Below are 25,299 nucleotides of genomic sequence, written 5' to 3'. Positions count from 1 at the left end.
TTTGCCGGAGAAGCTCGCCGCGACACTGCGGCAGACCCACCAGTCCCAGATCGTCGTACTCGCCGCTGATCTGTCCGACCGCGCCGCGCCGCGTGCCATCGTCGACGCCCTCGCCGGGCAGCGTGTCGAGATCGACCTGCTGATCAACAACGCAGGCATGGGAGCGGTCGGCCCGTTCCTGACCCGCCCGTTGGCTCCGAACGTCGACTCGGTCGAGCTCAACATCACCGCACTCGTGGGCCTCGTGCACAGCATCGGAGGCCACATGCTGGAGCGTGGCCACGGCGGCATCATCAACGTGTCCTCGGTGGCCGGCTTCCAACCCATGCCTTTCCAGGCCAGCTACGCCGCGACCAAGGCGTTCGTGCTGTCGTTCACCGAAGCCCTCGCCGAGGAACTGCACGACACCGCAGTACGGGTGATGGCGGTGCATCCCGGACCTGTCGCTACCGGATTCTTCGACGGAACCACCGCAAAGATGCACACCAGAGCCGTCCCGCCCGAGCGCATCGCAGCGAAGTCGCTCGACGATTTCGCGCGTGGCAAAGAGATCTCGTTCCCCGGCGGTCTGTCCGATCGCGGCATCTCGTTCGCCTCGCGCCTCCTGAGCCGCAAACGGGCAGCGCGCCTGAGCGGCAACCTCAACCGCAGGGCGGGGTTCGACCACGTCGGCGACGTCGACACCCCGGCAGCCGCCTGACCCCGCCCGACCTCGCCGCGTGGCGTTCAGAGTTGGCCGAGATCGACTTCAACGGAGAAGGGCGCGGTCAGTTTTACGACGCCGGTGAAGATCTCGCCATCGCGGTAGCGCCCAGTCGCCGGGTCAAGAACGTACGTGTAGACCAGCGGTGCGCCAGTGGCGGCCTGCTCGACCCGCCAGTAGAACTGGATGCCAACCCTGGCGTACTGGTCAGCCTTGACGATCCGGTCGGTCGTTTCCGATCCGGGAGAGACCACCTCGACCACCAGCAGCACATGCTCGGGGCGGGTTGGGGTGACGTCGATGGTGTCCGCCCGGTAAACCGTCACATCGGGACGACGGTTGTTCAGCGGCACGTCCTGGAGCCGAACATCGAAGTCGGTGTCAGCGTTCCAATCCGGCCCGGCGGCACCATCCAGAGCGTTCGCCAGCAGCCTGGCCAGGCGATTGTGCCGCTTAGAGGCACTCGGACTCACGAGCACCATCCCATCCACGATCTCAATGCCCGCACACTGCTCTTCTGTCCACGTCGCGTACTGCTCGGCCGTGACCTGTTCGTGCATCCAAGCCGGCGCGACCATCTCGACAGTCATCCGCGCCTCCTGACCGGCGATCGGCTACCACCTCAAGATACCGCCGGCTCGGTCGATGAGCAGGCTGCCAGACCTTTTGGGTCGATTTGCCGCAACTAGGATTTCTGTCCGTGTCATCGGAGTGTCATCGGTGTGACCGGCCGGCCTGACGCTGGGTGCAGGCTCGCCCCGCCGAGGGGGGACCGGGCCGGCTTGGTCGAGATGAAGCGCCGGCCCTGGCTGGCAGGGCCGGCGCTTCGACGGTGTCTTGCGGGGTGGGTGGCTGGGTCAGTGGTGGTGCTTCGTCAGTTCGACGAAGGAACGCCAGGCGGGGGCGTCGAAGGTCAGCGTGCCGCCGTCGCGGTCCTTGGCGTCCCGGACCAGGACCCGACCGGGCAGGTTGTCGGCCACCTCGACACAGTTGCTCACGCCGCTTGACCTGGTGGATTTCCGCCATGAAGGGTCAGTTGTGTTCATCAATCAACCTTAGGATCAGGTCCCGGCTCTGGGTAGTCGATAACGAGAGCTCGTTAACGGCTTCCCAGACCCATTCCAGTTCGATGACGTCGGCTGCCGTGCTCGCCATCCTGCCGCGCAGCTGGTCGTCCAGGTAGGCGATCCGGCGGCCGTCGCCCAGGGTGGCCAGCGAAAGTGGTCCGTTCAGACCTGGGTTGAGGCCGATGTTGCGGTCGGGCACCACCCGTATCCGGACGTTCGACTGGTGGCTGGCGTCGACCAGGTAGCCGAGCTGATCCTTGAGAACCTCACGGGACCCCTGGTGCAGAGCGGCTTCGCCGATCAGGCAGGACAGCTCGACCGGCTCGTCACGGGTGAACACCGCCGCCTGCCGGCCGAGCCGGATCCGAATAAGATCGTCGACCTTGCTCTTGCTCCAGGGTGAGGCGGCGAACAGCTCACGCATGTAGGGCTCGCGTTGCAGCAGCCCTGGGATGATCGACAACTCCCAGCAGCGCAGCAACGCGGCCCGCCGTTCGTGCTCAGCCCACGGACGCAGCCAGGGCTGGCGGTCTCCGCGTGCCTCGTCGGCCAGTTTGCTGGATCTTGTCACCGGAGTTCAGCACCTCGTCGAGCGCCTGTGCGGTGTCCTCCTTCGGCACCAGCCGACCGGTCTCGAAGCTGGCTATCAGCGACTTCGACACGCGGAGCGCCTTTGCCAGCTGCGTCTGGTTCATGCGCCGGGTCAGTCGGAGTCGCCGAAGCTCTGTCGTGAGTTCACTCATGATCATCACCTCGAATACCCAGAAGTGGCAGCGGGTTCAACGAGGTTCATCTTCTAACGACACCGACTGATAGTCCAGCGTGGAAGTAGACCACCGGGTGAATTGCCGTGGATGCTGAAATCGGAGCGCTTCTCGCAGCAGCGCTTTTTGATCAAGGAGCGGGGGCGAGTAGCTCGTCGATCTGGTTGATCGCCGAGGTGGAGCCCTCCACCATGCCCATGTCCAGCACCTGTTGCAGGGCCTCGGCGGACTCGTACTTGCCCACGTAGGTCGCCCGGGTGCCGCCGTTGTGCTCGGCGAATGTGTACGTGTTGCGGGAGGTCGGCATCTCCGACAGCGGCTTGAAGTCCATGTCCGCGAAGCCATCCTCGAAGGAAAAACTCGTCGGCTCGTCCACGGCGGTGATCAGCCAGTATCCGGCATGCTTGTCGCCCTCCGGGCCGGTCATGAAGTAGGTGACGCGTCCGCCGGGCGTGAGGTCGTGGTCGACCACGGTCGCCGGGTACGTCGGCGGTCCCCACACCTTCTCCAGTTGGCGAGGGTCGGCGTAGACCTGCCAGACCCGCTCCACCGGCGCGGCGAAGTCCGCGGTGATGGTCAGGGTCCGGTTGTCAAGGTCCTGCTGGACGTCGGTCACGGGCACTGTTCGGTCCTTTCGTCGGGGTCGTCTGCGACCCATCGGGGTCGGCTGCGAGCAGCGCGTCGATGCGTGCGATGCGGCCACGCCAGATGTGTTCGAGCTCGGTGAGCATGGCTGCCACCGAGCGCACCGCCTGCACGTCTCCGCTGGCCAGCTGCTCGCGACCACTGCGTCGTTTGATCAGTAAACCGGCCTTCTCCAGCACAGCGACGTGTTTCTGTACGGCGGCGAAGCTCATGTCGTACTTGGCGGCGAGCGCTGAGACGGAGTGCTCCCCGGCCAGCACCCGGCGCAGGATGTCGCGCCGGGTGCGGTCGGCGAGCGCGTGGAACATGGCGTCCGCCCGGTCCGCGCTCTCCTCGATCACCACGCCAATATACAACCGATCGGTTGTGCGTTGTCAAGGCCATCGAGTGCCTCGGTCACTGGCTTTAGGCTGGCCGGATGGATCACCCCGACCCGACCCCGCGTACGCCGTTCTGGCTGGCTGGCGAACCGGCGCACGGTGACGCGCCACTGGCCGTGCACCACCCGTACGACGGTCGGCTCGTCGGACGAACCAGCTACGCCACGCCCGACCAGGTCGAGCGGGCGGTCGCCGCCGCGCACCGGGTCGCGCCGGTGGCCGCCGCACTGCCGGCGTACCGCAGGGCGGCCGCACTGGACCACATCAGCGCCCGACTCGCGCAGCGGGCCGACGAGATCGCCCGGCTGATCACCGCCGAGAACGGCAAACCGATCAAGTGGGCGCGCGCCGAGGTGGCGCGCGCCGTCTCCACATTCCGCTGGGCGGCCGAGGAGGCCCGGCGGTTCTCCGGCGACCTGCAGCGCCTGGACACCGACCCGGCCGCCGCCGGCCGGATGGCGGTGGTCCGCCGGGTGCCGCGCGGGCCGGTGCTGGGCATCTCGCCGTTCAATTTTCCGCTGAACCTGGTGGCGCACAAGGTCGCCCCGGCGATCGCGGTCGGCGCCCCGATCATCGTCAAGCCGGCCCCGGCGACCCCGCTGACCGCGCTGCTGCTCGGCGAACTGATCGCCGAGGTCACCGAGCCGCACGGCCCACACACCGGAGCGCCCGCCGGATCAGGCACCGGCCTGCCGGCCGGCATGGTCTCGGTGCTGCCGGTGCCGAACGACAGGGCCGGCGACCTGGTCGCCGACCCGCGCCTGCCGGTGGTGTCGTTCACCGGCTCCGGGCCGGTCGGCGCGCTGATCCGCCGATCAGTGCCGGACAAGCACGTCACCCTGGAGCTGGGCGGTAACGCCGCAGCGGTGATCTGCGAGGACTGGACCGGCGACGAGGAGCTGACCCGGGCGGCACAGCGAATCGCCACCTTCTCGAACTATCAGGCCGGGCAGAGCTGCATCGCGGTGCAACGGGTGTACGTGCACGAATGGCTCTACGACGGCTTCCTGCCCCGGCTCGTCGCCGCCGTACAGGCGCTGCGGGCCGGTGACCCGGCCGACGACGCCACCGACGTTGGGCCGCTGATCAGCGAGGACGCCGCGATACGCGTCGAGTCGTGGGTGGAGGAGGCGGTGGCCGCCGGGGCGACGATCGAGGTCGGCGGCCGACGCGACGGCGCGACGTACCCGCCGACGGTGCTGACCGGGGTGCCGGCCGGCGCGAAGGTGCTGACCGAGGAGGTCTTCGGCCCGGTGCTCGTCGTGGACCGGGTGGAGAACGACGAGGCCGGGTTCGCGGCGGTCAATGACTCGGCGTACGGGCTGCAGGCCGGCGTGTTCACCCACAACCTGCAGACTGCGTTCACCGCGCACCGCACGCTCGCCGTCGGCGGGGTGATCGTCGGTGACGTGCCGTCGTACCGGGCCGACCAGATGCCGTACGGCGGGGTCAAGGGCAGCGGTGTGGGCCGCGAAGGAGTCCGCAGCGCGATGGACGACTACACCGATCCCCGGGTGATGGTCCTCACCGGACTCGACCTCTGACCTGGCACCTCGCAGGTTAGGCGACGGCCAGCAGGTCGGCGCCGATCAGCGGTGCCCAGAACCGACTCGCCGACTCGATGTCGTTGCACCAGGTCATTCCGTCGCGGCTGCCGTCGCTGTGCACGATCAGCACCTTGCCGTCCGGCATGGCGAACGCCCAGCCGACGACGTCGTCGACCGCTTCGCCGGTGTCGACCGTTTCGTCCGCGTCGGGCAACTCGTCGTAGTCGTCGTCGAAGCGGCACAGGGCGAACACCTTCGGTGCCCGGTCGAGCAGGACCGCCTCCAGACGGATCGCGGTGGTTGCCGTGCGGGTCTGGTCGCTCACAGTCGTCCTCGATTCGGTACGCAGTGACGTGTGGTGATGTCATCGTGTTCTGTGGTCACCAGCCATGCAAGTGCATTGAATTGCACCATCTGAACTACTGGTAGCTGACGTCGCGCTTTCGGTAAGCGAGACTGGCGTCCATGCATCAATGTCAAGGAGGTGCCTGATGGTCGTCGGATCGCCGCCGACGGTGCGACGCCGGCAGCTCGGTCGCGAGTTGCGCGCCCTGCGGGAGACATCCGGCCTGCTCGCCGAGCAGGTCGCCACCGAGCTGCGCTGCTCGACCGCCCGGATCAGCCGGATCGAGACGGCCCGGGTCAGGATCTCGCCCGGCACCGTCCACGAGCTGCTCGATGTCTACGGCATCGAGGGACCCGAGCGGCAGCGGCTGGTTGCCCTGGCCCGCCAGGCGCAGGAGACCGGCTGGTGGCAGGAGTACAGCGAACGTCTCACCTGGGAATACTCCACGCTGATCGCGCTGGAGAACGACGCCGCCGAGCTGCGCTGGTTCGAGCCGTCCGTGCTGCCCGGTCTGGTGCAGATCGAGGAGTACGCCCGGACGGTCATCCGCAAGACCCTGCCCGGCCACAGCGCCGAGACCATCGAGGAGAAGGTCGGCGTCCGGATGGCCCGGCAGCGGGTGCTGACCCGCGAGACCGACCCGGTGCGGCTGTGGGCGGTGCTCGACGAGGCGGTGCTGCGCCGGTTGGTCGGTGGGCCGGAGCTGATGCACCGGCAGCTGCGTCACCTGGTCGAGCTGTCCACCTTGCCGACCGTACGACTGCAGGTCCTGCCGTTCGCTCAGGGCGCGTATGCCTGCAACACCGGGCCGTTCACCGTGCTGACCTTCCCGGAGACCGCCGACGCCGACGTGGCCTACGTCGAGAACGAGGCCGGCGACCTCTACGTGGAGAAGCCGGCCGGCGTCGCCCGCTATAACCTTGTCTTCGACGACCTGCGGGCGGATGCGCTCGGCTGCGACGACTCCCGGGCGTTCATCGCCGAGGTCGCCGACGGGCTGACCTGACGCGTCGCTGACAAGGAGCACCGCATGTCCACAGCAGATTTCACCGGGGCGGGCTGGCGCAAGAGCAGCTACAGCAGCGGCAACGGCAGCTGCGTCGAGGTCGCCGTCGTCGGCGGGACCGTCGGCGTACGGGACTCCAAGGACCCGGCCAGCCCGGTGCTCGCCTTCACCGCGACGGACTTCGGGCGGTTCGTCGCCGATGTCCGGGGCGGCGCGCTGCGCGGTCCGGCCGCGTAGCCACCGCGCGGTAGCCTGTCGCGCGGTGGCGTCCGAAGCGCGGGTGCCGGCGACGCGGAAGGCGAGGCGGAGATGTCGGTACGGCGTGGCACGGCTCGACTGGCGACGGTGCTCGCGCTGACCGTCGGCACAGCGGCACTCGCCGCAGGCCCCGCGTACGGCCAGGACGAGCGGGTGCGGATCGGCCTGCCGAGCAAGTTCACCGCCGGCGAGAAGGCCGGTGGGGTGACCGTGAAGGTGACCAGACGCACCGACGGGTGCGTGGCGGTGCGTACCGCGCTGGCGATCCGGCTGCCCGGTGTCACCCCCGACCAGGTCGGCGTGCAGGCCCGGATCGACGACGACTGGGTAACCGTGCCGCTGTGGGACAACGGCGACGGGCTGCTGCTGACCGAGCACACCGCGCCGGAAAAGGACGAGCTGTGCAAGGGCAAGAGCCGCTCGGTCCGCTACCGGATGGCGTTCCGGGCCGGTGCGCCGGCCGGAGTCGCGCACATCGTCGGTGAGGCGTACACCGCCGGTGGGGTGCTGCTCGGTCGGGAAGCCGGGGCGAAGCGGGTCGGCGGTCGGCTCGCCGGCACGTACCAGCCGGGTCCGCCGACCCCGTCGCCGACCCTGGAACCGACCCCGGAACCGACGGTCGACAGCGCGGCCGTGGAGCCGAGCGACGCACCGGCCGTACTGCCGGACCAGAGTCTGCTGGCTGCGGCCGGCTCGGCCGGCGGACCGGCCGGTGACGACGGTCCCGGCATCGGCACCGGGGTGATGGCCGCCGGGATCGGCATGGTCGCTGTCGGTATCGCCTTGCTGGTGCTGCTGATCCGCAGGCTGCGCCCGGCCCGGTCGGGCCTGGACGGCCGCAACGGCCCGCCCGGTACGGGTGGTCCCGGTGGGGACGGTGGGGACGGCGGGGCGACCATGCTGTTGCCCCGGATCCGGCGCTGACCAGCGGCTGGGCGCTCCCTGCAGCGGCGTATCCGGCCGGAGGATGAACATCGTGCTGCCGGAGGATGGACCGTCAGCCTTGGCCGAAGGCATTGCCCACCGCTCCGTTACCCTCACTCGTGTTGGCATCGGCACGGCTGAGGAGCGAGACCTTGTCTGACTTGTCCAAAATCGTCAAGGCCTACGACGTCCGTGGCACCACTCCCGACCAGTTGAACGAGACCGTGGCCCGGGCCATCGGTACCGCGTTCGTACAGGTCCTGGCCGAGCGCGGCGACAAAGCCGACCGGATCGTCATCGCCCACGACATGCGTGAGTCGTCGCCACCGCTGGCCGACGCGTTCGCCGCCGGGGCCACCGCTGCCGGGGCCGAGGTGCTGCACGCCGGGCTGGCCTCCACCGACCTGCTCTACTACGCCTCCGGCGCGCTGGAGCTGCCCGGCGCGATGTTCACCGCCAGCCACAATCCAGCCCAGTACAACGGCATCAAGATGTGCCGGGCCGGGGCGGCGCCGATCGGCCAGGACTCCGGGCTGACCGACATCCGGGACCGGGCCCAGGCGCTGCTCGACAGCGGCGAGGTGCCGTCCGGCGGGGACCGGGTCGAGCGGCGCGAACTGCTCGCCGACTACGCCGCGCATCTGCGTACCCTGGTCGACCTGTCGGGGATCCGGCCGCTGAAGGTGGTCGTCGACGCCGGCAACGGGATGGGCGGCTACACCGTGCCGGCGGTCCTCGGTGACACGGTGCTGCCGGCTCTGCCGCTGACCATCGTGCCGATGTACTTCGAGCTGGACGGCTCGTTCCCGAACCACGAGGCGAACCCGCTCAACCCGGAGAACATCGTCGACCTGCAGAAGGCGGTCCGGGAGCACAACGCCGACCTGGGGTTGGCGTTCGATGGCGACGCCGACCGCTGCTTCGTCGTCGATGAGCGTGGCGAGCCGGTCTCGCCGTCGGCGATCACCGCCCTGGTCGCCGCTCGGGAGCTGGCCAAACACCCCGGTGAGACGGTCATCCACAATCTGATCACCTCCAACGCGGTGGCCGAGATCGTCCGGGAGAACGGCGGCGAGCCGGTGCGCTCCCGGGTCGGTCACTCGTTCATCAAGGCCGAGATGGCCCGGACCAACGCGGTCTTCGGCGGTGAGCACTCGGCGCACTACTACTTCCGGGACTTCTGGTTCGCCGACACCGGGATGCTGGCCGCGATGCACATGCTGGCCGCGCTCGGCGAGCAGGACAAGCCGCTGTCCGAGCTGGCCCACGAGTTCGAGCGGTACGTCGCCTCCGGTGAGATCAACTCGACGGTCACCGACCAGCAGGCCAAGCTCGCCGAGATCAGGACGGCGTACGCCGACGCCGACACCGACGAGCTGGACGGGCTGACCGTCCGCTTCGACGACGGTGCCTGGATCAACATCCGTGCCTCGAACACCGAGCCGTTGCTGCGGCTCAACGTGGAGGCACCGACCACCGAGCGGATGGCCGAACTGCGCGACGGGGTGCTCGCGCTGGTTCGCGGCTAGGATCTTCACCGGAAGGCGCACCCCGGGACGGGGTCCGCCGGCGAGACACGTGGAAGGAGCCATCCGATGGCCCTGGATCAGCAGCTGCTGGAGATCCTCGCCTGCCCGGACACGCACCACACGCCGTTGACCTACGACGCCGACGCGGCGACCCTCACCTGTCCGGAGTGCTCGCGGATCTTCGAGGTGCGGGACGGGATTCCGGTGCTGTTGCTGGACGAGGCCCGCCGGCCCGGCGAGGCCGGCTGATGGCGGTTCCGATCGACGGCACGTCCGGGGTGGTGGGTCGGCGGGTCGCCGACGAGGCGCTGCTCGACGACGTGGACGGGCTCAACTCGACCGATCCCGGCGGCATGCTGCGGTTCACCGCGTCGGCCGGTGCCCAGGTGCGCGAGTCGGCGGCGCTGGCCGCCGAAGCCAACCTCGGCATGCTCAGCGACGAAGGGCGGCCCCGGGCGGTCGTCATCGCCGGTATCGGTACCGCCGGGCGGACCGGTGACGTGCTGGCCACGGTGGCCGGACCGCGCTGTCCCGTACCGGTGATTCCGCACCGCAGCTCCGGCGTGCCCGGCTGGGTCGGCGCGGCCGACGTGGTCATCGCGGTCAGCGCTTCGGGGCGCAGCCCGGAGGCGCTGGGTGCGGCTCAGGCCGCCGCCCGGCGCGGTGCCCGGCTGGTCGCCGTCGGGCCGCCGGACTCGCAGCTGCAGTCGGTCGCCGAAGGGGTACGCGCCCCGTTCGTCCCGGTGCCGCGACGGGCCCCGGCTCGGGCCAGCCTCTGGGCGTTGACCGTGCCGGTGCTGCTGGCAGCGCGGGCGTTGGGCCTGGTCAAGGTCAACGAGGCGGATCTGGCGGAGACGGCGGCCCGGCTGGACGCCGACGCCGAACGGTGTCGCCCGGCCGCCGAGTCGTTCGTCAACCCGGCGAAGGCCCTCGCTCTCGGGCTGGCCGGTTCGGTGCCGATCGTCTGGGGCTCGTCGCCGGTGGCGTCGGTCGCCGCCCGCCGGTTCGGCGACACGCTGTCGACGAACGCCCGCTACCCGGTGGTCACCGGGGCGCTCGGCGAGGCCGGCCGGGGTCGGGTAGGGCTGCTCGACGGGGTCTTCGGCGGCCTGGGCGAGTCGACCCGGGACATTTTCGCCGACCCGGACGACGACGATGACCAGTCCGAGTCGCCGACCCGGCTGCGTCTGGTGCTGCTGCGCGACGGTGGGCTGAACCCGGAGGACGACGCCGACGAACCCTTCGTGGTCGAGGAGCGCCGGGCCGAGGCGGTGCAGACCCTGGCGGACCGGCGCGGTGTGCGGTGCGACGTGATCACGGCGGAGGGCGGTTCGGCGCTGGAACGGCTTGCCTCGTTGATCTCGGTCCCCGACTTCGCCTCCGTCTACCTGGCGTTGGCGCACCATCTGGACCCGATGGCGGTGCCGGCGGTGAGCGAGATGAAGGAACTCTCCACCACCTGAGGCGGGCGTCGTGGAACTGTTGACCGGCCGGATCCGGGACTATGCCTGGGGGTCGCGGACCGTCATCGCGCAGCTGCAGGGGCGCCCGGCTCCGGCACCCGGGCCGGAGGCGGAGCTCTGGCTGGGTGCCCACCCCGGCGCGCCGTCCCAGGTGCGACGGGGCGCGGCGCTGGTCGGGCTGCCGGAGCTGATCGACCAGGATCCGGTGGGCTGGCTGGGCGAGCCGACCGCGACCCGGTTCGACGGGCGGCTGCCGTACCTGATGAAGGTGCTGGCCGCCGAGACGCCGCTGTCGTTGCAGGCGCATCCGGACGCGGCGCAGGCCCGCGCCGGGTACGCCGCGCAGTCGAAGCTGCCGGCCACCTCGGCGGGGCGTAACTACGTCGACCCGCACCACAAGCCGGAGCTGCTGGTGGCGCTCAGCGAGTTCGATGCGCTCTGCGGCTTCCGGGTGCCGCAGCTCTCCGCCGAGGTGCTGGCGGCGTTGGGTGTCGACGAGTTGGAGCCGGTGACCAAGGCGTTGCGGGTCGGCCCGGACGGGCTGCCGGAGGCGTTGGAGCGGCTGCTGCGGTGGCCGCGGCCGCAACGACCGGCTCTGGTCGCGGCGGCGGTGGCGGGTGCCGACCGACTGCCGACGCGGTACGCCGCCGACGCGGCGCTGCTGCGCCGGTTGGCCGGACACTATCCGGCCGACCCCGGGGTGCTGGTGGCGCTGCTGCTCAACCAGGTCACCCTGGCTCCGGGGGAGGCGATCTGGATGCCGGCCGGCAACCTGCACGCGTACCTGCGGGGTGCCGGCGTGGAGATCATGGCGGCCAGCGACAATGTGCTGCGCGGTGGGTTGACCCCCAAGCACGTTGACGTCGCGGAGTTGCTGCGGGTGTTGCGCTTCGAGGTGCTCGACGACCCGGTGGTACGCGCCCGGCCGGTGGACACCGGGGTGGTCACCTGGCCGGCGCCGGCCACCGAGTTCGCGCTGCACCGGGTTGTGCTCGACGCGGGGGCGCGGCAGGTGTCGGTGCCGGTCGAAGGTCCCCGGGTGGTGCTCTGCGTCGCGGGTGAGGTCGCCGTCGACGACGGTGTGGCGGCGGTGCCGGTCCGGGCAGGGCAGGCGGCGGTGGGGCCGGCGGGCGGGACGCCGTTGGTGGTCTCCGGCGCTGGTACGGCCTTCGTCGCCTCGGTCGCCTCAGCCGGCTAGCCGGCCGAGCCGGCTGCTGGCGGACAAGCACGCGGGGCGGCCGGGTGAGCGTCCGCTCCGCTCACCGACAGCCGCCCCGCGCATCCCCCCGGTTTGGTTCCCCCGCGCGTCAGCGTGACGATCATCGTGACGCGACGTAGTCATAGATTTGCAGTGAGTAGCCAGGCTGTCAAGCTAATCCGGAAATTACCGATTCGTGGCGTGTCGGCGGAGGTCAACCCTGGGAGCGGCTGCCCGGTCGTACCCAGGTCCAGATGCAGTACGCCAGCCAACCGAGTGCCAGCGCGGTGGCCAACGGGCGTAACCCGACCGCGTTCAACAGGATCACCAGGGCAAGGACGACCAACCACGGGAGGAATGCCTTCACGGCACCGATGCTGCCACACTTGGCCAGCCGCAAACCGGTTCACGACAGCGCGGATCCGGACGGCCGTTCTCGGTCCGATGGCGCGTCGGAGGCGCGCAGCGTGCTGGCGACCGGTGGACGGCGTACCCCGGTCCAGTCCGGCTGCTCCGCCGTCGGGCCCAGCCAGGGCGGCCGCGGCCAGCTGCCGCGCGGCCAGTCCGGTCCGTCCCGCTGCGCCGGCGCAACCGGCCCGGGCGCAGCGGTCCGGACCGGCTCGGGTGCAGCGGTCCGGACCGGCGCCGCCGGACGCAGGGCGCTCGTCCGCGCCGGACTCACCGCGGCGAGTTCCGGCCAGAGCACGGCGGTCACCGCCCTGGTCCGGGCCAGCCGCTGCGCCGACCGGCGACGGCGTTCGGCGAGAACCGCCGCCAGGTAGGCCCAGTGCGGGACACCGGCCGGCGGCGGGGGAGTGACCACTGCCGCGACCTGTTCGGTCACCAACCGGACCAGGTCGGAGCGGGCCGGTTCGGCGAACCCGTGGCCCCGGGCGAGCAGATGCCGTACGTCCAGCGCGAGGTCGTCGTCGAGGCGGCTCAGGTCGAGGGTACGGGCCCAACCGGCGAGCACCGGCGGCATGTCCGGCACCCACCCCCAGGCCGCCGGTGCCCGGTCGTGCACCACGATCGTGCCGGCGGCCAGGTCCCCGATGCGTTTGCCGTCCCGGTTGGTCACCAGTGTCACCAGGCTGGCCAGCCAGGTGAGCGGCGGCAGCAGCAGTCCGGGCCACTCCGCGGCCACGCCGACCAGAGCGCGGGCCAGCGAGTGTCGGAAACGTGGCGGGCTGCCGTCGTCGCGTACCACCCGGATGCCGACCGCCAGTTTGCCGACGGTACGGCCGGCGTTCAGCGTCTCGCACAGCACCGGGTAGCCGACCAGCACCAGGACGGCGCCGACCGTGAGTAGCGCCTGCCCGAGCGCCTCGTCGACTTCGATGGACGCGCGCATCGACGCGAGCAGCAGCCCGGCCAGGACCGCCAGCACCACCGCGATCAGCGCCTGCACGGCGAGGTCGACGAGCAGGGCCAGTAGCCGCGAGCCGAGCCGGGCCAGCCGTACCTCCACCTCGACAGCTTCGCCGCTGACCAGCCTGCCGCCCCCGGTTGTCTGCATGGCCACCCTGCCAGTGAACACTATGGGACGGGAGGTGACCGTGGACCTCGACGCGTACGTGGCGGAGCACGGGCCCCAGTGGCGACGACTGGAACAGCTCGTGCGTGCCCGGCGACTAACCGTCGCCGAGGTGGACGAGCTGGTCGCGCTCTACCAGCGGACCGCCACCCACCTGTCGGCGGTCCGCAGCCGCTCGCCGGACCCGGCGCTGGTCGCCCGGCTGTCCCGGCTGGTGCTGGCGGCCCGCGCTCGGCTCACCCGGGGCCGGGGATTCTCCTGGGCCCGGGTCGGCCGGTTCTTCAGCGTCGGGTTCCCCCGGGCGGTGTTCCAGGCGGCGCCCTGGTGGGCGGCGGTGGCGGTCGCTTTCTGCACGCTCACCGGTTTTCTGATGTGGTGGGTGGCCGGCAATCCGGACAGCGCCCGGCTGCTGATCGGTGACCAGGCCGCCGCTGAGCTCGCCGAGTCGAGCTTCGCCGGCTACTACACCCGGTACGCGGCACCGAACTTCGCCGCCCAGTTGTGGGCGCACAACGCCTGGCTCGCCGCGCAGTGCCTGGCCGCGGGCGTACTGGTGGTCCCGGTGCTCTACCTACTCTGGGTGAACGCGCTGAATCTCGGGGTCACCGGTGGGGTGATGATCTCGTACGACCGGGCGGATGTCTTCTTCGGACTGGTCACGCCGCACGGTCTGCTGGAGTTGACCGGCGTCTTCATCGCTGCCGGCGTGGGGCTGCGGATCGGCGGGGCGTGGATCGCGCCGCCGGCGCACCTGACCCGGGGCCGGGCGGTCGCCGAGGCCGGGCTCTCCGGCGTACTGGTGGCGCTCGGGCTGGTGCTGCTGTTCGCGGTGGCCGGGCTGATCGAGGCCTTCGTCACCCCGGCACCGCTGCCGACCTGGCTGCGGGTCGCGATCGGGTTCGCCGCCTGGCTCGCCTTCCTCGGCTACGTCCTCATCCTCGGCTCCCGGCACCCCGCCGACCCGGCCCGGCACCACGCCGATCAAGCCCCGACCCGGACCGTCGACGGGGGCCCGGTTCAGAGCCGGCCGAGCAGTTTCAGCTGAAGGTAGAGGTCTGCGAGCCGGTCGGCGAAGCTCGGCGCGGCCGCGTCCAGCACCGGAACACCGTGCCGACGCAGCGCACCACCGACCCGGTCCCGCTCGGCCCTGGTCTGTGCCGCGGAGGCGGCCAGGTACGCGTCGGCGACATCGCGTACCGGCCCGTCTGCGACGGCCGGCACCGCCGGATCCCCGACTGCGGCCACCACGACCTGGTGTCGGGCGACGAGCCGGGGCAGTACCGGCAGCAGACCGTCGCCGAGCGCCGCCGGCTCCAGCGCGGTGCAGAGCACCACCAGGGACCGGCGGGTCTCCCGGCGGAGCACCTCACCGACCATCAGCTCGTGGTCCGTCTCCACCAGCGTCGGTTGCAGCGCCGCCAGTTCGGCGACCAACCGGGGCAGCAGCGTCTGCCGGTTCGCACCCCAGATGCGCGCCCGGACCTTCGTGTCCACCGCCAGCAGGTCGAACCGGTCACCGGCCCGGTGCGCCAGCGTGGCCAGCAGCAGCGCGGCGTCGACCGCCACGTCCAGCCGGGGCTGGTCGCCGACGCGGACCGCCGACGTGCGCCCGGTGTCCAGGACGAACACCACCCGCCGGTCCCGCTCCGGGCGCCAGGTCCGGACCAGTACGTCGGAGCGCCGGGCGCTGGCCCGCCAGTCGATCGACCGTACGTCGTCGCCGACCACGTACTCGCGCAGGTTGTCGAACTCGGTGCCCTGCCCCCGTCCCCGGGTCGCCCGCATGCCGTCGATCACCCGCAGCCGGGCCAGCTTCTCCGGCAACAGCCGCCGGGAGTTGAAGCGGGGCAGCACCCGCAGCGTCCATTGCGGGGTGGACGGCCGCCGGCGTCGCTGCCGGAACGCCAGCCCGAGTGGGCCGGTGGACCGGACGGTCACCTCGACGGCGCGCCGGTCGCCGCAACGGGTCGGGCTGAGTACGGCGGGCATTGCGGCGATGGCTCCCGGTGCCAGCCGTACCCGCCAGACGGGCCCACCGCCGATGGTGCCGGCGGGGTAAGCGGCGGTGGAGGCGCGATCGGCCGGATCGGTGCCGGCGGGATCGGCGACGATGCTCTCGGCGGGGGCGGCGCCGGCCGACGGGGTCCAGGCGTCGCGGACCTCGGCCCGCAGTCGCCGTCGGGAGCCGTTGCGCAGCCGCAACGTCACTGTCGCCGCAGTGCCGAACCAGCTGGTCCGGTCGCCGTCGCGGCGCAGTTCCAGGGCGCTCAGTGGGGCGGCCCACGCCAGGTCGATCAGCGAGAGCAGGGCCACCGATCCGGTGACGACCACCAGACCCAGCCATGGCCGCGGCCACCACGGCAGAGTCACCGCGCCGGCCCCGAGCAGCACCGCCGCCCGCCAGGTCAGCACGGCGGCCGTCCGGCCCCGGCCGGCGGCACCTCCGGCCCGGTCACCGTGGCGTCGGGACGGCGCCGAGCACCGATTCGAGTACGGCGTCCTCGATGACCCCCTCCAGTTCCGCCTCCGGCCGGAGCCGGATCCGGTGCCGCAGGGTGGCCCGGGTGACCGCCTTCACGTCGTCCGGTGTGACGTAGTCGCGGCCGGCCAGCCACCCCCACGCCTTGGCAGTGTTGAGCAGCGCGGTGGTGCCCCGCGGTGAGGCACCGAGCGCCAGCGCGGGAGCCGTCCGGGTGGCCCGGCACAGGTCCACGATGTAGCCGAACACCTCTTCGCTGACCCGTACCTGCCCGATGGCCCGGCGGGCCGCGGCCAGGTCGGCCGCCCCGGCGACCGGGCGCACCCCGGCGGCGGCCAGGTCCGCCGGATCGAAGCCGGCGTGGTGGGCCCGCAGCACGCCCAGTTCCTCGTTCCGGCTGGGCAGCGGTACGGACAGCTTGAGCAGGAACCGGTCGAGCTGCGCCTCCGGCAACGGGTAGGTGCCCTCGTACTCGATCGGGTTCTGGGTGGCGGCCACGATGAACGGTGCCGGCAGCGGCCGGCGGACCCCTTCCACCGAGACCTGGTGCTCCTCCATCACCTCGAGCAGGGCCGACTGCGTCTTCGGTGGTGTCCGGTTGATCTCGTCGGCGAGCAGCAGGTTGGTGAAGACCGGGCCTTCCCGGAAGGTGAACGCGGCACTCCGTGGATCGAAGATGAGTGACCCGGTGACGTCGCCCGGCATCAGGTCCGGGGTGAACTGCACCCGCTTGGCGTCCAGATCCAGCGCTGCGGCGAACGCGCGTACCAGCAGCGTCTTGGCGACGCCGGGTACGCCTTCCAGCAGCACGTGCCCACGGCAGAGCAGCGCGATGACCAGACCGGTGACCACGGCGTCCTGCCCGACCACGGCCTTGGCGACCTCGGCACGCAGCCGGCGTAGCGCGTCACGGGCCGCGTCGTGGTCGGCGGGTGCGGCGTCCGCCGGACCGGTCACGCTGGGTCGGGTCACCAGGGTTCTCCTTCGATCGCGGATGGGGACCGGGGTGCCGGAGCCACCGGCCCGTCGGACGGTGTCCGGACCGGCCCGGCTGCCGGTTCGATGCGGTTGGCCGGACCGGCGACCTCGGTGGGCAGGGCGGCCAGCCGCCGGGCCAGGTGCAGCAGGTCGCCGTCGGTGGTGGGCGGCGGCCCGTACAGCAACGCGTCGATCTGCTCGGCGGACGCCCCGGTCCGGTCGGCGACCGCCGCCACGACGTCCGCCGGTTGGGGTTGATCCGGCAGATCCAGCATCGGGACGAGTCGGGCCAGCGCGGCGGTACGCAGGATACCCGTGGTGGGGGCCCGTTCCCGGGACCGCCGGTAGAGCTGCCCTCGGCCCAGCATCGTCTCGGCAACCGGAACTGTCACCGGCAGCGCCTCATACACCGGTGGACCGAACCGGCGGGCCCGCCACAGCACCAGTACCAGGGCGGCGACGGCCAGCTGGGCGAGCGACGCCCAGAACCACGGCGGAAAGGCGTCCAGCAGGGTGTCCTGCGACGGCCGGACCTCGCTGGCCACGGGTCCCTGCGGTTGCCCGGTCGGCTGGGCGCTGACCCGCGGGCCGGCGCTCGGATCGTCCTCGCCGAGGTGGATCGACGGCTGCTGCACCGGCTCCCCGGGCTCCGGTGGGGTGTCCGGGTGGGCGAGGTCGAGCCAGACCACCTGCGCCCGGGTGCCGAGCAGCTGGGCGGCGAACCGCGCGTTGCGGTGCTCGTCGAACCGGTCGTTGCGGAACGGGTCGCTCGCCCCGACCACCACCAGCTCGGCCTGCCCCCAGTCGAGCCGGGCCAGGCCGGCATCGAAACACAGGTCGAACCGGTCCGGGTCGATTCCGGGCGGGGCAGCGTAACGCTGCCGTACGGCCGCCGCCGGTCCGGTGCCGGCCACCTCGGGCAGTGCGCACGGCCGGCCGTCATGGTCCGGACCGTCGACCCGGGCCGCCCAGCGCCGGGTACGGCTGTCAACCGGCAGCGGCTCGCCGCGCAGCAGCCGGGCCGGCGGGTCGACCAGCAGCACCCGGGTCCCGGCCGGCATCCGACCGAGCGCCCGCAGGTAGTCCGGATGCACCAGGGTCGGCGCGGGAACGAACAGCGTGGTGGGCCCGGTCAGCGCGGCGCGGATCGCGTCGACGGTCCCGTCGGCGGAGTGGACGGCGATACCGTCGTCGCGCAACGCGGCGGCGAGGTCGCTGCCGCCGTCCGGGCCGTGGTTGGTCGGGGAGAGGAAGCCGGGCCGGGTCGGGTCCGGGTGGGTCAGCTGGTACGCCACGGCGGTGCCGACGAGCAGTACGCCGACCACCGTGAACGGGATCGCGATCCGCAGCCACCGCCACCGCCGCTGTTGCAGCCGTGGGCGGCGGACACCGGGCCGGGTCACCGTCGCCGGCCCGGTCGCTGGCCGGCGGGCCGACGGTCCTGGTCGAGTGCCTGACGCAGCTGGCCGGCGAGTTCGCGCATCCGCCGGTCGTGGCCGGGCAGTGCCGGCTGCTCTCCGTACCACACGTCGCTGAAGATGTCGCCGGCCTCGGTCAGCACGGGGTGGGCGGCCGGCTCGGTCCGCCCGGCCACGTCGGCGAGTTCGGTGACGGTCCAGCTGGGGCGGTCGGTGAGCACCCCGTGGTCGGTGACCTCCACGACCATCGCGCGCAACCGTTCCCGGACCGCCTCGGCGTACCGGCCCTGGTCGGCGTACCGGTCGGCGAGTGCGGCCGGAACGTCGGTCGACCGGGGCGGCGGCACCGGCGAACCACCGGGGCGATCGCCGCCGGCGGTCGCCGTCCGGCGCCGCCAGCGGCGTGGATCGAACGCGGCCAGCCAGCGGCGCGGATCGAACGCGGCCAGCCAGCGGGGCAGGCCGGGCGGTGCCGGCCGCCAGCGGCCCAGCCGGCGCAGCCGGTCGGTTAGGCCCGGCCGGCCCAGCCAGCCCCATGGACCGGGCCGGCGCCGTGGCCACCAGCGGGGCCAGTGGAACCATCCGAGGGCGACCAACGCGGCGCCGGCCATCAGCAGCACTGTGGCAAGGGGCAGCGGGACGACGTCGCCGACGGCGGCGACGAACTCGGTCCACCAGCGGCTCACGGTCGCGATCACCCGCCAGCAACCGGCAAACCGGCGTCCGGTCTCACCGACGCTGCGGCCCGGAAGGTGCTCGTCGGGGTCGACGCTCGCCGCAGGCGGATGTCCAGTCCTTCGGTACGCATCCGCGTCTCCACGTGCAGGACGGCGTCCAGGCAGGCGAGTGCCGGGTAGCCGACCGCGTTGAGAAGGGTCCAGCCGGCGACGGTCGCGACGGCGAGCCACGCCGCGTCCCGGTCGACCAGGTTCACCGCGCCGATCGCCAGGCCGGCGCGGATGACGAACCAGATCAGGTAGCCCAGGACGCGGATCAGCCCGGCGCGCAGCCCGGCGCGGGTGGCGAGCGCGGCGGACCGGGCCAGCGACTGCCAGACCGGCACCCGGTCCAGCACCACGGCCGGGACCGCCAGCCCGAGGACCGCGTATCCGATGAACCAGACCGGTCCGGCGAGCGCGGCGGTGAACATGATGGTGCCGGCCGCCCAGGCGACCAGCACGACTGCGGCGAACCGGCCGCCGCGCGGGTCGAGCAGCCGGGCCCCGGTGCTGCGCCGACCGGACAGCGCCGCTCCGGCAGCCCGCGAGGTGAGGCCGCTGAGCAGGGCGATCGCCGTCACTTCGAGGGCTGCCCCGGCGGCGAGCAGCAGCCAGTAGAGGCCGAGCCGGTTCCAGCTCGGCAGGTACCCGGGGGCGGTGGCTCCGGCCGCCTCGCGCAGTGGGAGCAGCAGCAGTTGCTCACCGAGAGCGAGTACGGCGCCGACGGTCAACAGGACGGGCGCGTGGCCGCGGAGCAGACCCACGGCTGCGTCCAGCAGTTCGCCCGTGGTGAGCGGGCGCAGCGGCAGCACGTCGGGCGGGCCGGCGTGATCCACGCGGACTCCTGGTGACGAGGTGGTCGATGGTTCGGACGGGACGCTGGCCTACCATCGTGGCACGCGGATCGCCGTCAGCCGCTGTAGGGCGGCGCGGCGTCCGGAATGTCGCGACTATGGGGGGATGTCACGACCGGGCCGGTGGCGCTGCCACCAGCCCGGCCGGGTGGCGGTCCCCCACCGCTGGAACCGGGATGGAATATTGGTCACATGAGAGCCCGCGTGCTGGTTGTCGATGACGATCCCGCCCTGGCGGAGATGATGGGTATCGTGCTGCGCAGCGAGGGCTTCCTGCCGTCGTTCGTTGCCGACGGTGAGCGGGCGCTCGCCGCGTTCCGGGACAACCGGCCGGACATCGTGCTGCTCGACCTGATGCTGCCCGGGATGAGCGGGATCGACGTCTGTCGGGCGATCCGCTCCGAATCGGGCATCCCGATCGTCATGCTCACCGCCAAGAGCGACACCGTCGACGTCGTGCTCGGCCTGGAGTCCGGCGCCGACGACTACGTGGTGAAGCCGTTCAAGCCCAAGGAGCTGGTCGCCCGGATGCGGGCCCGGCTGCGCCGGGGCGAGGACGTCGCGCCCGAACTGCTCACCATCGGGCCACCGGGGAACCAGATCACCATCGACGTGCCGGCGCACACCGTCAGCCGCGACGGTGCGGAGGTGAAGCTGACCCCACTGGAGTTCGACCTGCTGGTCGCGCTGGCCCGCAAACCGCGCCAGGTGTTCACCCGTGAGGTGCTTCTGGAGCAGGTCTGGGGTTACCGGCACGCGGCCGACACCCGGCTGGTGAACGTGCACGTGCAGCGGCTGCGCGCCAAGATCGAGCCGGATCCGGAGCGACCCGAAATCATCCTCACCGTTCGGGGCGTGGGCTACAAGGCGGGCACCGGCTAGCCTGGTCCGTACTGTGGCTGGCCGATCCCGCACCGTGTCCGACCTGTCCTCCCGTGTCAGTGGCGCACTGCGCCCGGCGCGGGATCTGCTGCTGGCCCGGACCCGGCCGGTGACCAGCGGAGCCCAGCGGATGTGGCGCAGGTCCCTGCAGCTGCGGGTGGTGACCATCACCCTGGTCGCGTCCGGCCTGCTGGTCGGCGGGTTCGCGTACATGGTGGCGTCGCAGAGCACCAACATCCTGCTGGACCGGGCCCGGGAGGACGTGCAGCGGCGGCTCACCCACGGGCGGGACTACGCCGCCGAGCAGATGAGCGTGCATCCGCAGTACTTCGACCCGCAGGTCCGGGTGACCTTCGAGCTGACCGTCAGCACCCTGGCCGGCGGCGACCCCGACCAGGTGGGTGGGGTGGTCGTGGTGATGGCGGCGAGCGGCTACCCACTGATCCAGTCGGCGACCTCGCCGGCGGTGGACGCGTCCGGCATGATCAGCGACGAACTGGCCCGGCACGTCGGCTCCGGTGCCCAGGCGCATCAGATCCGCACCGGTGACCTCGGCGAGGGGCGGCTCAAGTACCTGGTCTACGGCTCCCCGGTGCCGACCAAGTTCGGTCAGGTCGAGCTCTACTACCTGGTGCCGCTGACCACCCAGGATCAGGCCGCCAACCAGATCCGGGCGACCGTGCTCATCACCGGACTGGCCCTGGTGATGCTGCTCGGCCTGCTGGCCGCGCTGGTCACCAGGCTGGTCGTCACGCCGGTACGGGTGGCCGCGCGCACCGCGCAGCGACTCTCCGCCGGGCTGCTGGACCAACGGATGGTGGTCGACGGCGAGGACGACCTGGCCATGCTGGCCGCCTCGTTCAACCAGATGGCGACCAACCTGCAGCGGCAGATCACCCGGCTGGAGGAGATGTCCCGGCTGCAGCGTCGGTTCACCTCCGACGTGTCGCACGAGCTGCGCACCCCGCTGACCACCGTACGGATGGCCGCCGATCTGCTCTTCGCCGAGCGGGACGGCTTCGACCCGGCGGCGGCCCGCAGCGCCGAGCTGCTGCAGACCGAGCTGGACCGGTTCGAGAGCCTGCTCACCGATTTGCTGGAGATCAGCCGGTTCGATGCCGGGTTCGCCGTGCTGGACGCCGAGCCGACCGATCTGGTGTCGGTGGTCCGCCGGGTCGCCGACCGGCTCGACGGGCTGGCCGCACGGCTCGGCGTGCGGATCGAGCTGCGACTGCCCGCGACGCCGGTGATCGCCGAGGTGGATCCCCGTCGGGTCGAGCGGGTGCTGCGCAACCTGGTCGGCAACGCCGTCGAGCACGGCGAGGGCCGGCCGGTGGTGGTCACTCTCGGCGTCGATGACGCGGCAGTCGCGGTGACCGTACGCGATCATGGGGTCGGCCTGCGCGCCGGGGAGGACAAGTTGGTGTTCAACCGCTTCTGGCGGGCGGATCCGTCCCGTGCCCGGCAGACCGGTGGGACCGGCCTCGGCCTGTCGATCAGCGTGGAGGACGCCCGGCTGCACGGCGGCTGGCTGGAAGCGTGGGGCGCGCCTGGCGAGGGTGCGCAGTTCCGGCTCACCCTGCCGGCCCGGGCCGGTGACCGGCTCGCCTCGTCACCGCTGCGGCTGGTTCCGGAGGACCGCCGGCCGTCGGACGGCGGGTCGGACGGTGCCGATCCGGACGAGCCGTGGCGGGCGCCGACGCAGCCCGCTCCGCCCGGCGCCGAACCGGTCGGCACGATGGTGGTCCTCCCGGAGCAGAGCGTCGGCTCCGACGACCGGGCCAGTGGCGGCGTGGCCGCGACCGGAGCGGCACCGTGACCCGCCGGTGGCGTCGACTGGCGCTGCTGCCGGTGCTCGCCGGGGTGCTGCTCGCCGGGTGCGGCATTCCGGAGAACACCGACGTTCGGGTCGACGGACAGGGTCCGGCACCCGGCCTGCCGACCGGTGGCGGCGGGGCCCAGACGCCGGCGTCGCGGCTCGACGAACGCAACAACACCGAGGCGTTCGTCGTCAACTTCCTGCAGGCCGCCGCCGTGGAGGCGGAACGGGCAGTGGAACAGGTACGTGAGTACGTCGCGCCACAGGACCGCGCGGACATCCGCGATCCCAACCCTGAGGTCGCGCTGACCGTGGTCCGACTGCGGGAACGTCCGCAGATCACCCGGGCCGAGGCCGGGGTGGAGGAGGTGGCGCTCGACGTCCAGCAGCTGGGCCTGCTGCGGCCGAACGGGGCGTTGGAGCCGCTGCCCGCCCAGGAGCCGGAGTTCACCGAGTACACCTTCCAGGTCGGGTCGGTCGCCGGTGAGACGGGCAAGTTCGTCCTCAACCCGCCGGCGGCGTTGCTGCTCAGCGTGGATGCGTTGAACACGTTCTACCTGCAGCGCACCATCTACTTCTGGGACACCAGCGAACGGGCGCTGGTGCCGGATCTGCGCTACCTGCCGGTGGCGGTGCCGTTGGAACGCCAGCGCACCGTCCTGCTGGACATGCTGATCGGCGGGCCGTCGAGCTGGCTAGCCTCGGCGGTGCAGGCGCTGCCGAGCGGTATCCGCTCGGGCGGCAACGTGCCCGACACCGGGGACCGGCTGAAGGTCACGTTGATCGCCGACGCGACCCCGTTCGCCGACGAACGCGAACTCGACCGACTGGCCGGCCAGCTGATGTGGTCGCTGTGGCCGGAGTTCGACAACGACCTGGAGCTGACCATCCAGGGACAGACCCCGAAGGTCTACCCGGGTGCCGACCTGCTGGCGATGAACGGCACCCAGGCGCTGCCCGAGACGCCCGAACGGTTCACCGTCTACCAGGGCCGGGTGCACCGGCTGCGCAGCTCGGCGCGCTCCGGCGAGCCGATCCCGGTGCTCACCGAGGAGGTCAACCAGAACGTGGTCACCGCCGGTTTCACCCAGGCCGGTGGTGGCACGTACGCGGCTCTCGCGGTGGCCGACGGCGGTGCCCAGCGGCTGATCGTCGGCGCGGCGACCGGGGCCGGTACCAGCTTCGACGCCAGCACCCGGACCTTCGACGACATCGGCCGGCCGGTCTGGCTCAAGGCACCAGGTGACGCGGGTCTCGTCGTCGCGGACGGCGGGCTGTTCTCGTTCAGGGTCGGCAGCGGTGCGGTCGAACAGGTCACGCTGCCCGGGGTGACGGGCGAGGTGCAGTCGGTCGGGGCGGCCCCGGACGGTCACCGGATCGCGTTGGTGGTCGACGGCCGGCTGTACGTGGCCGCGCTGAGCCGGGGCGGCAAGCTCGAGGTGCTGCCACCCCGCCGGGTGCCGACCTCACTGTCCGACCTCACCCAGGTCGACTGGGTGGCCGAGACGCTGCTGGTGGCGGCCGGCACGAACCCTGACGGGCGGGTCAGCCTGTACGACGTGACGGTGGACGGCGCGATCGAGACCAGTTCGCTGCGGGACCTCGGCGGGGCGAGCGTGACCCACCTGGCCGGCTATCCAGCGAACCCGGTCGGCGGCGGCACGGTCGGTGCCCGGATGTACGTCGCCAACGGTGTGCCGTACGACCTGTTCGAGCCGAGCGAGCAGATCCGGCCGGAGGAGATCGAAGGGGTGGAGCCGAGCGGGACCGAGGAGCCGGAGAACTCGACCGCCAATCCGACCGCCCCGTTCTTCCTGTACTGACCTGCGGCGGTGGTGGGCGACGTCTGGTCGGCGCTGGCCGACCTGGTGCTGCCGGCGGAGTGCGCCGGTTGCCGCCGCACCGGCGGCCGGCTGCGGTTCGGTGTGTGCGGCCGGTGCGCCGACGAGGTGCAGCGGCTGCGTCCCCGGCCGGTACGCCCCGAGCCGGCCCCGCCGGACCTGCCGCCCTGCGTGGCGTTGGGTGAGTACGCGGGGGTGCTGCGGGAGTTGCTGCTGGCGTACAAGGAACGGGGGCGGCACGGGCTGGGCCGGCCGCTGGGCCGGCTGCTCGGCGACGCGGTCGCCGCCGCGGTCGGCACCGGTGCGGACCGGCCGGTGCTGCTGGTTCCGGTGCCGAGCACCGCTGCGGCGGCGCGGGCCCGGCACGGTGATCATCTCGCCCGGCTGACCCGGTACGCGGCGGCCCGGTTACGGGTCGACGGCCGGCGGGTCACGGTGGCGCGGCCGCTGCGGGCCCGGACCCGCCCGGACTCGGCCGGGATGGACAGCGCGGCGCGGCTGGCGTCCGCGCGGACGGCGTTTCGGCCCCGGCGGGTCGGACTTGACACCTCGCTGCGGGCGGATCCGCGACTGCGGGTGATCGTGGTGGACGACATCGTCACCACCGGTGCGACGCTGGCCGCCGTGCACCGGCTGCTCGTCGCGCAGGGGCTGCCGGCGTATGCCGCAGTGGTGCTCGCAGCGACGCGACGCCGTCACCTGCGGTAACCAGGGTGTGGTGTCCTTTGTCGGGGTTTGTTCATGATCTGGGAATCTTCGCGCACCGGTCCCCGCCGAACTGATGACGCGCCGCCGTCGGCGGGTTAGCGTAGGCGCATCAGGGGTATGGCCGGTGGTTGAACAACCGCCTGAGGTGTCCCGGAGGGAGGTGTATTCCGCTACCCGGCCGGTCGACGCCGACCGCTCTCGGTCCGCTGACCGGTCCTGCATTATTTCGCAGCGACA

At 71.9% G+C, this 25,299-nt stretch carries 28 protein-coding genes; 14 read left to right on the top strand and 14 right to left on the bottom strand.

From position 1 onward, the window contains the following. Position 1: 1 nt before the first annotated feature. Positions 2–700, top strand: a complete 699-nt coding sequence (locus O7553_RS22875) for an SDR family NAD(P)-dependent oxidoreductase (protein ID WP_281551722.1) — start codon at positions 2–4, stop codon at positions 698–700. Between the two features lie 26 nt (positions 701–726). Here the strand turns inward: O7553_RS22875 and O7553_RS22870 are convergent, their stop codons facing one another. From O7553_RS22870 to O7553_RS22845, 6 genes are all read right to left on the bottom strand, one after another. Further along, complete coding sequence (locus O7553_RS22870; RefSeq protein ID WP_123603734.1) at positions 727–1,293, bottom strand: Uma2 family endonuclease; 567 nt, start codon at positions 1,291–1,293, stop codon at positions 727–729. A 267-nt stretch (positions 1,294–1,560) separates the two neighbouring features. Further along, positions 1,561–1,749, bottom strand: a complete 189-nt coding sequence (locus tag O7553_RS22865; protein WP_281551721.1) for a DUF397 domain-containing protein — start codon at positions 1,747–1,749, stop codon at positions 1,561–1,563. Beyond that, on the bottom strand, positions 1,736–2,341 hold the full coding sequence (locus O7553_RS22860; RefSeq protein ID WP_281551720.1) for a DUF5753 domain-containing protein: 606 nt from the start codon (positions 2,339–2,341) through the stop codon (positions 1,736–1,738). Before O7553_RS22860 ends, O7553_RS22865 begins: the two co-directional genes overlap by 14 nt. Beyond that, positions 2,271–2,513 carry a helix-turn-helix transcriptional regulator gene (locus tag O7553_RS22855; protein WP_281551719.1) on the bottom strand — a complete coding sequence of 81 codons (243 nt, stop codon included), beginning with the start codon at positions 2,511–2,513 and terminating at the stop codon, positions 2,271–2,273. Before O7553_RS22855 ends, O7553_RS22860 begins: the two co-directional genes overlap by 71 nt. A 151-nt stretch (positions 2,514–2,664) precedes the next feature. Next, positions 2,665–3,156: an SRPBCC domain-containing protein gene (locus O7553_RS22850; RefSeq protein WP_281551718.1), complete on the bottom strand. Its 492-nt coding sequence runs from the start codon at positions 3,154–3,156 to the stop codon at positions 2,665–2,667. Beyond that, positions 3,125–3,520 (bottom strand): metalloregulator ArsR/SmtB family transcription factor, encoded by a 396-nt coding sequence (locus O7553_RS22845; RefSeq protein ID WP_281551717.1) that lies wholly within the window; start codon positions 3,518–3,520, stop codon positions 3,125–3,127. Before O7553_RS22845 ends, O7553_RS22850 begins: the two co-directional genes overlap by 32 nt. A gap of 77 nt (positions 3,521–3,597) precedes the next feature. Between O7553_RS22845 and O7553_RS22840 the strand changes: the two genes are divergently transcribed. Further along, positions 3,598–5,103 carry an aldehyde dehydrogenase family protein gene (locus O7553_RS22840; protein WP_281551716.1) on the top strand — a complete coding sequence of 502 codons (1,506 nt, stop codon included), beginning with the start codon at positions 3,598–3,600 and terminating at the stop codon, positions 5,101–5,103. 16 nt (positions 5,104–5,119) lie between these two features. Here O7553_RS22840 and O7553_RS22835 read toward each other — a convergent pair whose 3' ends face one another. Then, a complete protein-coding gene (locus O7553_RS22835; RefSeq protein ID WP_281551715.1) occupies positions 5,120–5,431 on the bottom strand; it encodes a hypothetical protein in 312 nt (103 codons plus the stop codon). A 166-nt stretch (positions 5,432–5,597) separates the two neighbouring features. Between O7553_RS22835 and O7553_RS22830 the strand changes: the two genes are divergently transcribed. The 7 genes from O7553_RS22830 (at position 5,598) to manA (ending at position 11,830) form a co-directional block, all read left to right on the top strand. After that, positions 5,598–6,458: a helix-turn-helix transcriptional regulator gene (locus tag O7553_RS22830; RefSeq protein ID WP_281551714.1), complete on the top strand. Its 861-nt coding sequence runs from the start codon at positions 5,598–5,600 to the stop codon at positions 6,456–6,458. A gap of 24 nt (positions 6,459–6,482) precedes the next feature. Next, on the top strand, positions 6,483–6,695 hold the full coding sequence (locus O7553_RS22825; protein WP_281551713.1) for a DUF397 domain-containing protein: 213 nt from the start codon (positions 6,483–6,485) through the stop codon (positions 6,693–6,695). A gap of 72 nt (positions 6,696–6,767) precedes the next feature. Beyond that, positions 6,768–7,640 carry a hypothetical protein gene (locus O7553_RS22820; protein WP_281551712.1) on the top strand — a complete coding sequence of 291 codons (873 nt, stop codon included), beginning with the start codon at positions 6,768–6,770 and terminating at the stop codon, positions 7,638–7,640. A gap of 152 nt (positions 7,641–7,792) precedes the next feature. Then, entirely contained in the window at positions 7,793–9,169 is a 1,377-nt protein-coding gene (locus tag O7553_RS22815; RefSeq protein ID WP_281551711.1) for a phosphomannomutase/phosphoglucomutase, read from the top strand. Between the two features lie 66 nt (positions 9,170–9,235). Next, positions 9,236–9,418, top strand: coding sequence for a Trm112 family protein (locus tag O7553_RS22810; RefSeq protein ID WP_281551710.1), 183 nt, complete (start codon positions 9,236–9,238; stop codon positions 9,416–9,418). Next, a complete protein-coding gene (locus O7553_RS22805; protein ID WP_281551709.1) occupies positions 9,418–10,632 on the top strand; it encodes an SIS domain-containing protein in 1,215 nt (404 codons plus the stop codon). The genes O7553_RS22810 and O7553_RS22805 overlap by 1 nt, the downstream gene beginning before the upstream one ends. Positions 10,633–10,642: 10 nt before the next feature. Then, the gene (manA, locus tag O7553_RS22800) at positions 10,643–11,830 is read left to right on the top strand and encodes a mannose-6-phosphate isomerase, class I (RefSeq protein ID WP_281551708.1); all 1,188 of its coding nucleotides are present in this window, start codon (positions 10,643–10,645) and stop codon (positions 11,828–11,830) included. 214 nt (positions 11,831–12,044) lie between these two features. Here manA and O7553_RS22795 read toward each other — a convergent pair whose 3' ends face one another. Together O7553_RS22795 and O7553_RS22790 are read right to left on the bottom strand one after the other, a co-directional pair. Then, complete coding sequence (locus O7553_RS22795; protein WP_278173964.1) at positions 12,045–12,197, bottom strand: hypothetical protein; 153 nt, start codon at positions 12,195–12,197, stop codon at positions 12,045–12,047. 39 nt (positions 12,198–12,236) lie between these two features. Next, positions 12,237–13,346, bottom strand: a complete 1,110-nt coding sequence (locus O7553_RS22790) for an RDD family protein (protein WP_281555708.1) — start codon at positions 13,344–13,346, stop codon at positions 12,237–12,239. Between O7553_RS22790 and O7553_RS22785 the strand changes: the two genes are divergently transcribed. Beyond that, positions 13,345–14,409, top strand: a complete 1,065-nt coding sequence (locus O7553_RS22785; RefSeq protein WP_281551707.1) for a stage II sporulation protein M — start codon at positions 13,345–13,347, stop codon at positions 14,407–14,409. The genes O7553_RS22790 and O7553_RS22785 overlap by 2 nt on opposite strands. Here the strand turns inward: O7553_RS22785 and O7553_RS22780 are convergent. Genes O7553_RS22780 through O7553_RS22760 form a run of 5 tightly spaced genes read right to left on the bottom strand, consistent with a single transcriptional unit; the run spans position 14,382 to position 19,794 of the window. Beyond that, positions 14,382–15,773, bottom strand: a complete 1,392-nt coding sequence (locus tag O7553_RS22780; protein WP_281555707.1) for a DUF58 domain-containing protein — start codon at positions 15,771–15,773, stop codon at positions 14,382–14,384. The two genes, O7553_RS22785 and O7553_RS22780, sit on opposite strands and share 28 nt — an antisense overlap. A gap of 43 nt (positions 15,774–15,816) precedes the next feature. Next, on the bottom strand, positions 15,817–16,815 hold the full coding sequence (locus tag O7553_RS22775) for a MoxR family ATPase (RefSeq protein ID WP_281551706.1): 999 nt from the start codon (positions 16,813–16,815) through the stop codon (positions 15,817–15,819). Further along, positions 16,812–18,224 carry a DUF4350 domain-containing protein gene (locus O7553_RS22770; protein WP_281551705.1) on the bottom strand — a complete coding sequence of 471 codons (1,413 nt, stop codon included), beginning with the start codon at positions 18,222–18,224 and terminating at the stop codon, positions 16,812–16,814. The genes O7553_RS22775 and O7553_RS22770 overlap by 4 nt, the downstream gene beginning before the upstream one ends. Further along, on the bottom strand, positions 18,221–18,937 hold the full coding sequence (locus O7553_RS22765; protein WP_281551704.1) for a DUF4129 domain-containing protein: 717 nt from the start codon (positions 18,935–18,937) through the stop codon (positions 18,221–18,223). Before O7553_RS22765 ends, O7553_RS22770 begins: the two co-directional genes overlap by 4 nt. Further along, a complete protein-coding gene (locus O7553_RS22760) occupies positions 18,934–19,794 on the bottom strand; it encodes a hypothetical protein (RefSeq protein ID WP_281551703.1) in 861 nt (286 codons plus the stop codon). Before O7553_RS22760 ends, O7553_RS22765 begins: the two co-directional genes overlap by 4 nt. A 210-nt stretch (positions 19,795–20,004) precedes the next feature. Here O7553_RS22760 and mtrA point away from each other — a divergent pair, with 210 nt between their 5' ends. From mtrA to O7553_RS22740, 4 genes are all read left to right on the top strand, one after another. Further along, the gene (gene mtrA / locus O7553_RS22755) at positions 20,005–20,694 is read left to right on the top strand and encodes an MtrAB system response regulator MtrA (protein ID WP_281551702.1); all 690 of its coding nucleotides are present in this window, start codon (positions 20,005–20,007) and stop codon (positions 20,692–20,694) included. A 130-nt stretch (positions 20,695–20,824) separates the two neighbouring features. Beyond that, positions 20,825–22,513 carry an MtrAB system histidine kinase MtrB gene (gene mtrB / locus O7553_RS22750; protein ID WP_281555706.1) on the top strand — a complete coding sequence of 563 codons (1,689 nt, stop codon included), beginning with the start codon at positions 20,825–20,827 and terminating at the stop codon, positions 22,511–22,513. Next, entirely contained in the window at positions 22,510–24,336 is a 1,827-nt protein-coding gene (locus tag O7553_RS22745) for an LpqB family beta-propeller domain-containing protein (protein WP_281551701.1), read from the top strand. The genes mtrB and O7553_RS22745 overlap by 4 nt, the downstream gene beginning before the upstream one ends. A 9-nt stretch (positions 24,337–24,345) precedes the next feature. Beyond that, complete coding sequence (locus O7553_RS22740) at positions 24,346–25,062, top strand: ComF family protein (protein WP_281551700.1); 717 nt, start codon at positions 24,346–24,348, stop codon at positions 25,060–25,062. The last annotated feature ends 237 nt before the right edge of the window (positions 25,063–25,299 follow it).

The organism is Solwaraspora sp. WMMA2059, assembly GCF_027497315.1.
Lineage (GTDB): Bacteria > Actinomycetota > Actinomycetes > Mycobacteriales > Micromonosporaceae > Micromonospora_E.
Note: the sequence above shows the minus strand (reverse complement) of the source record. Positions and strands in the feature narration are given on the sequence as shown.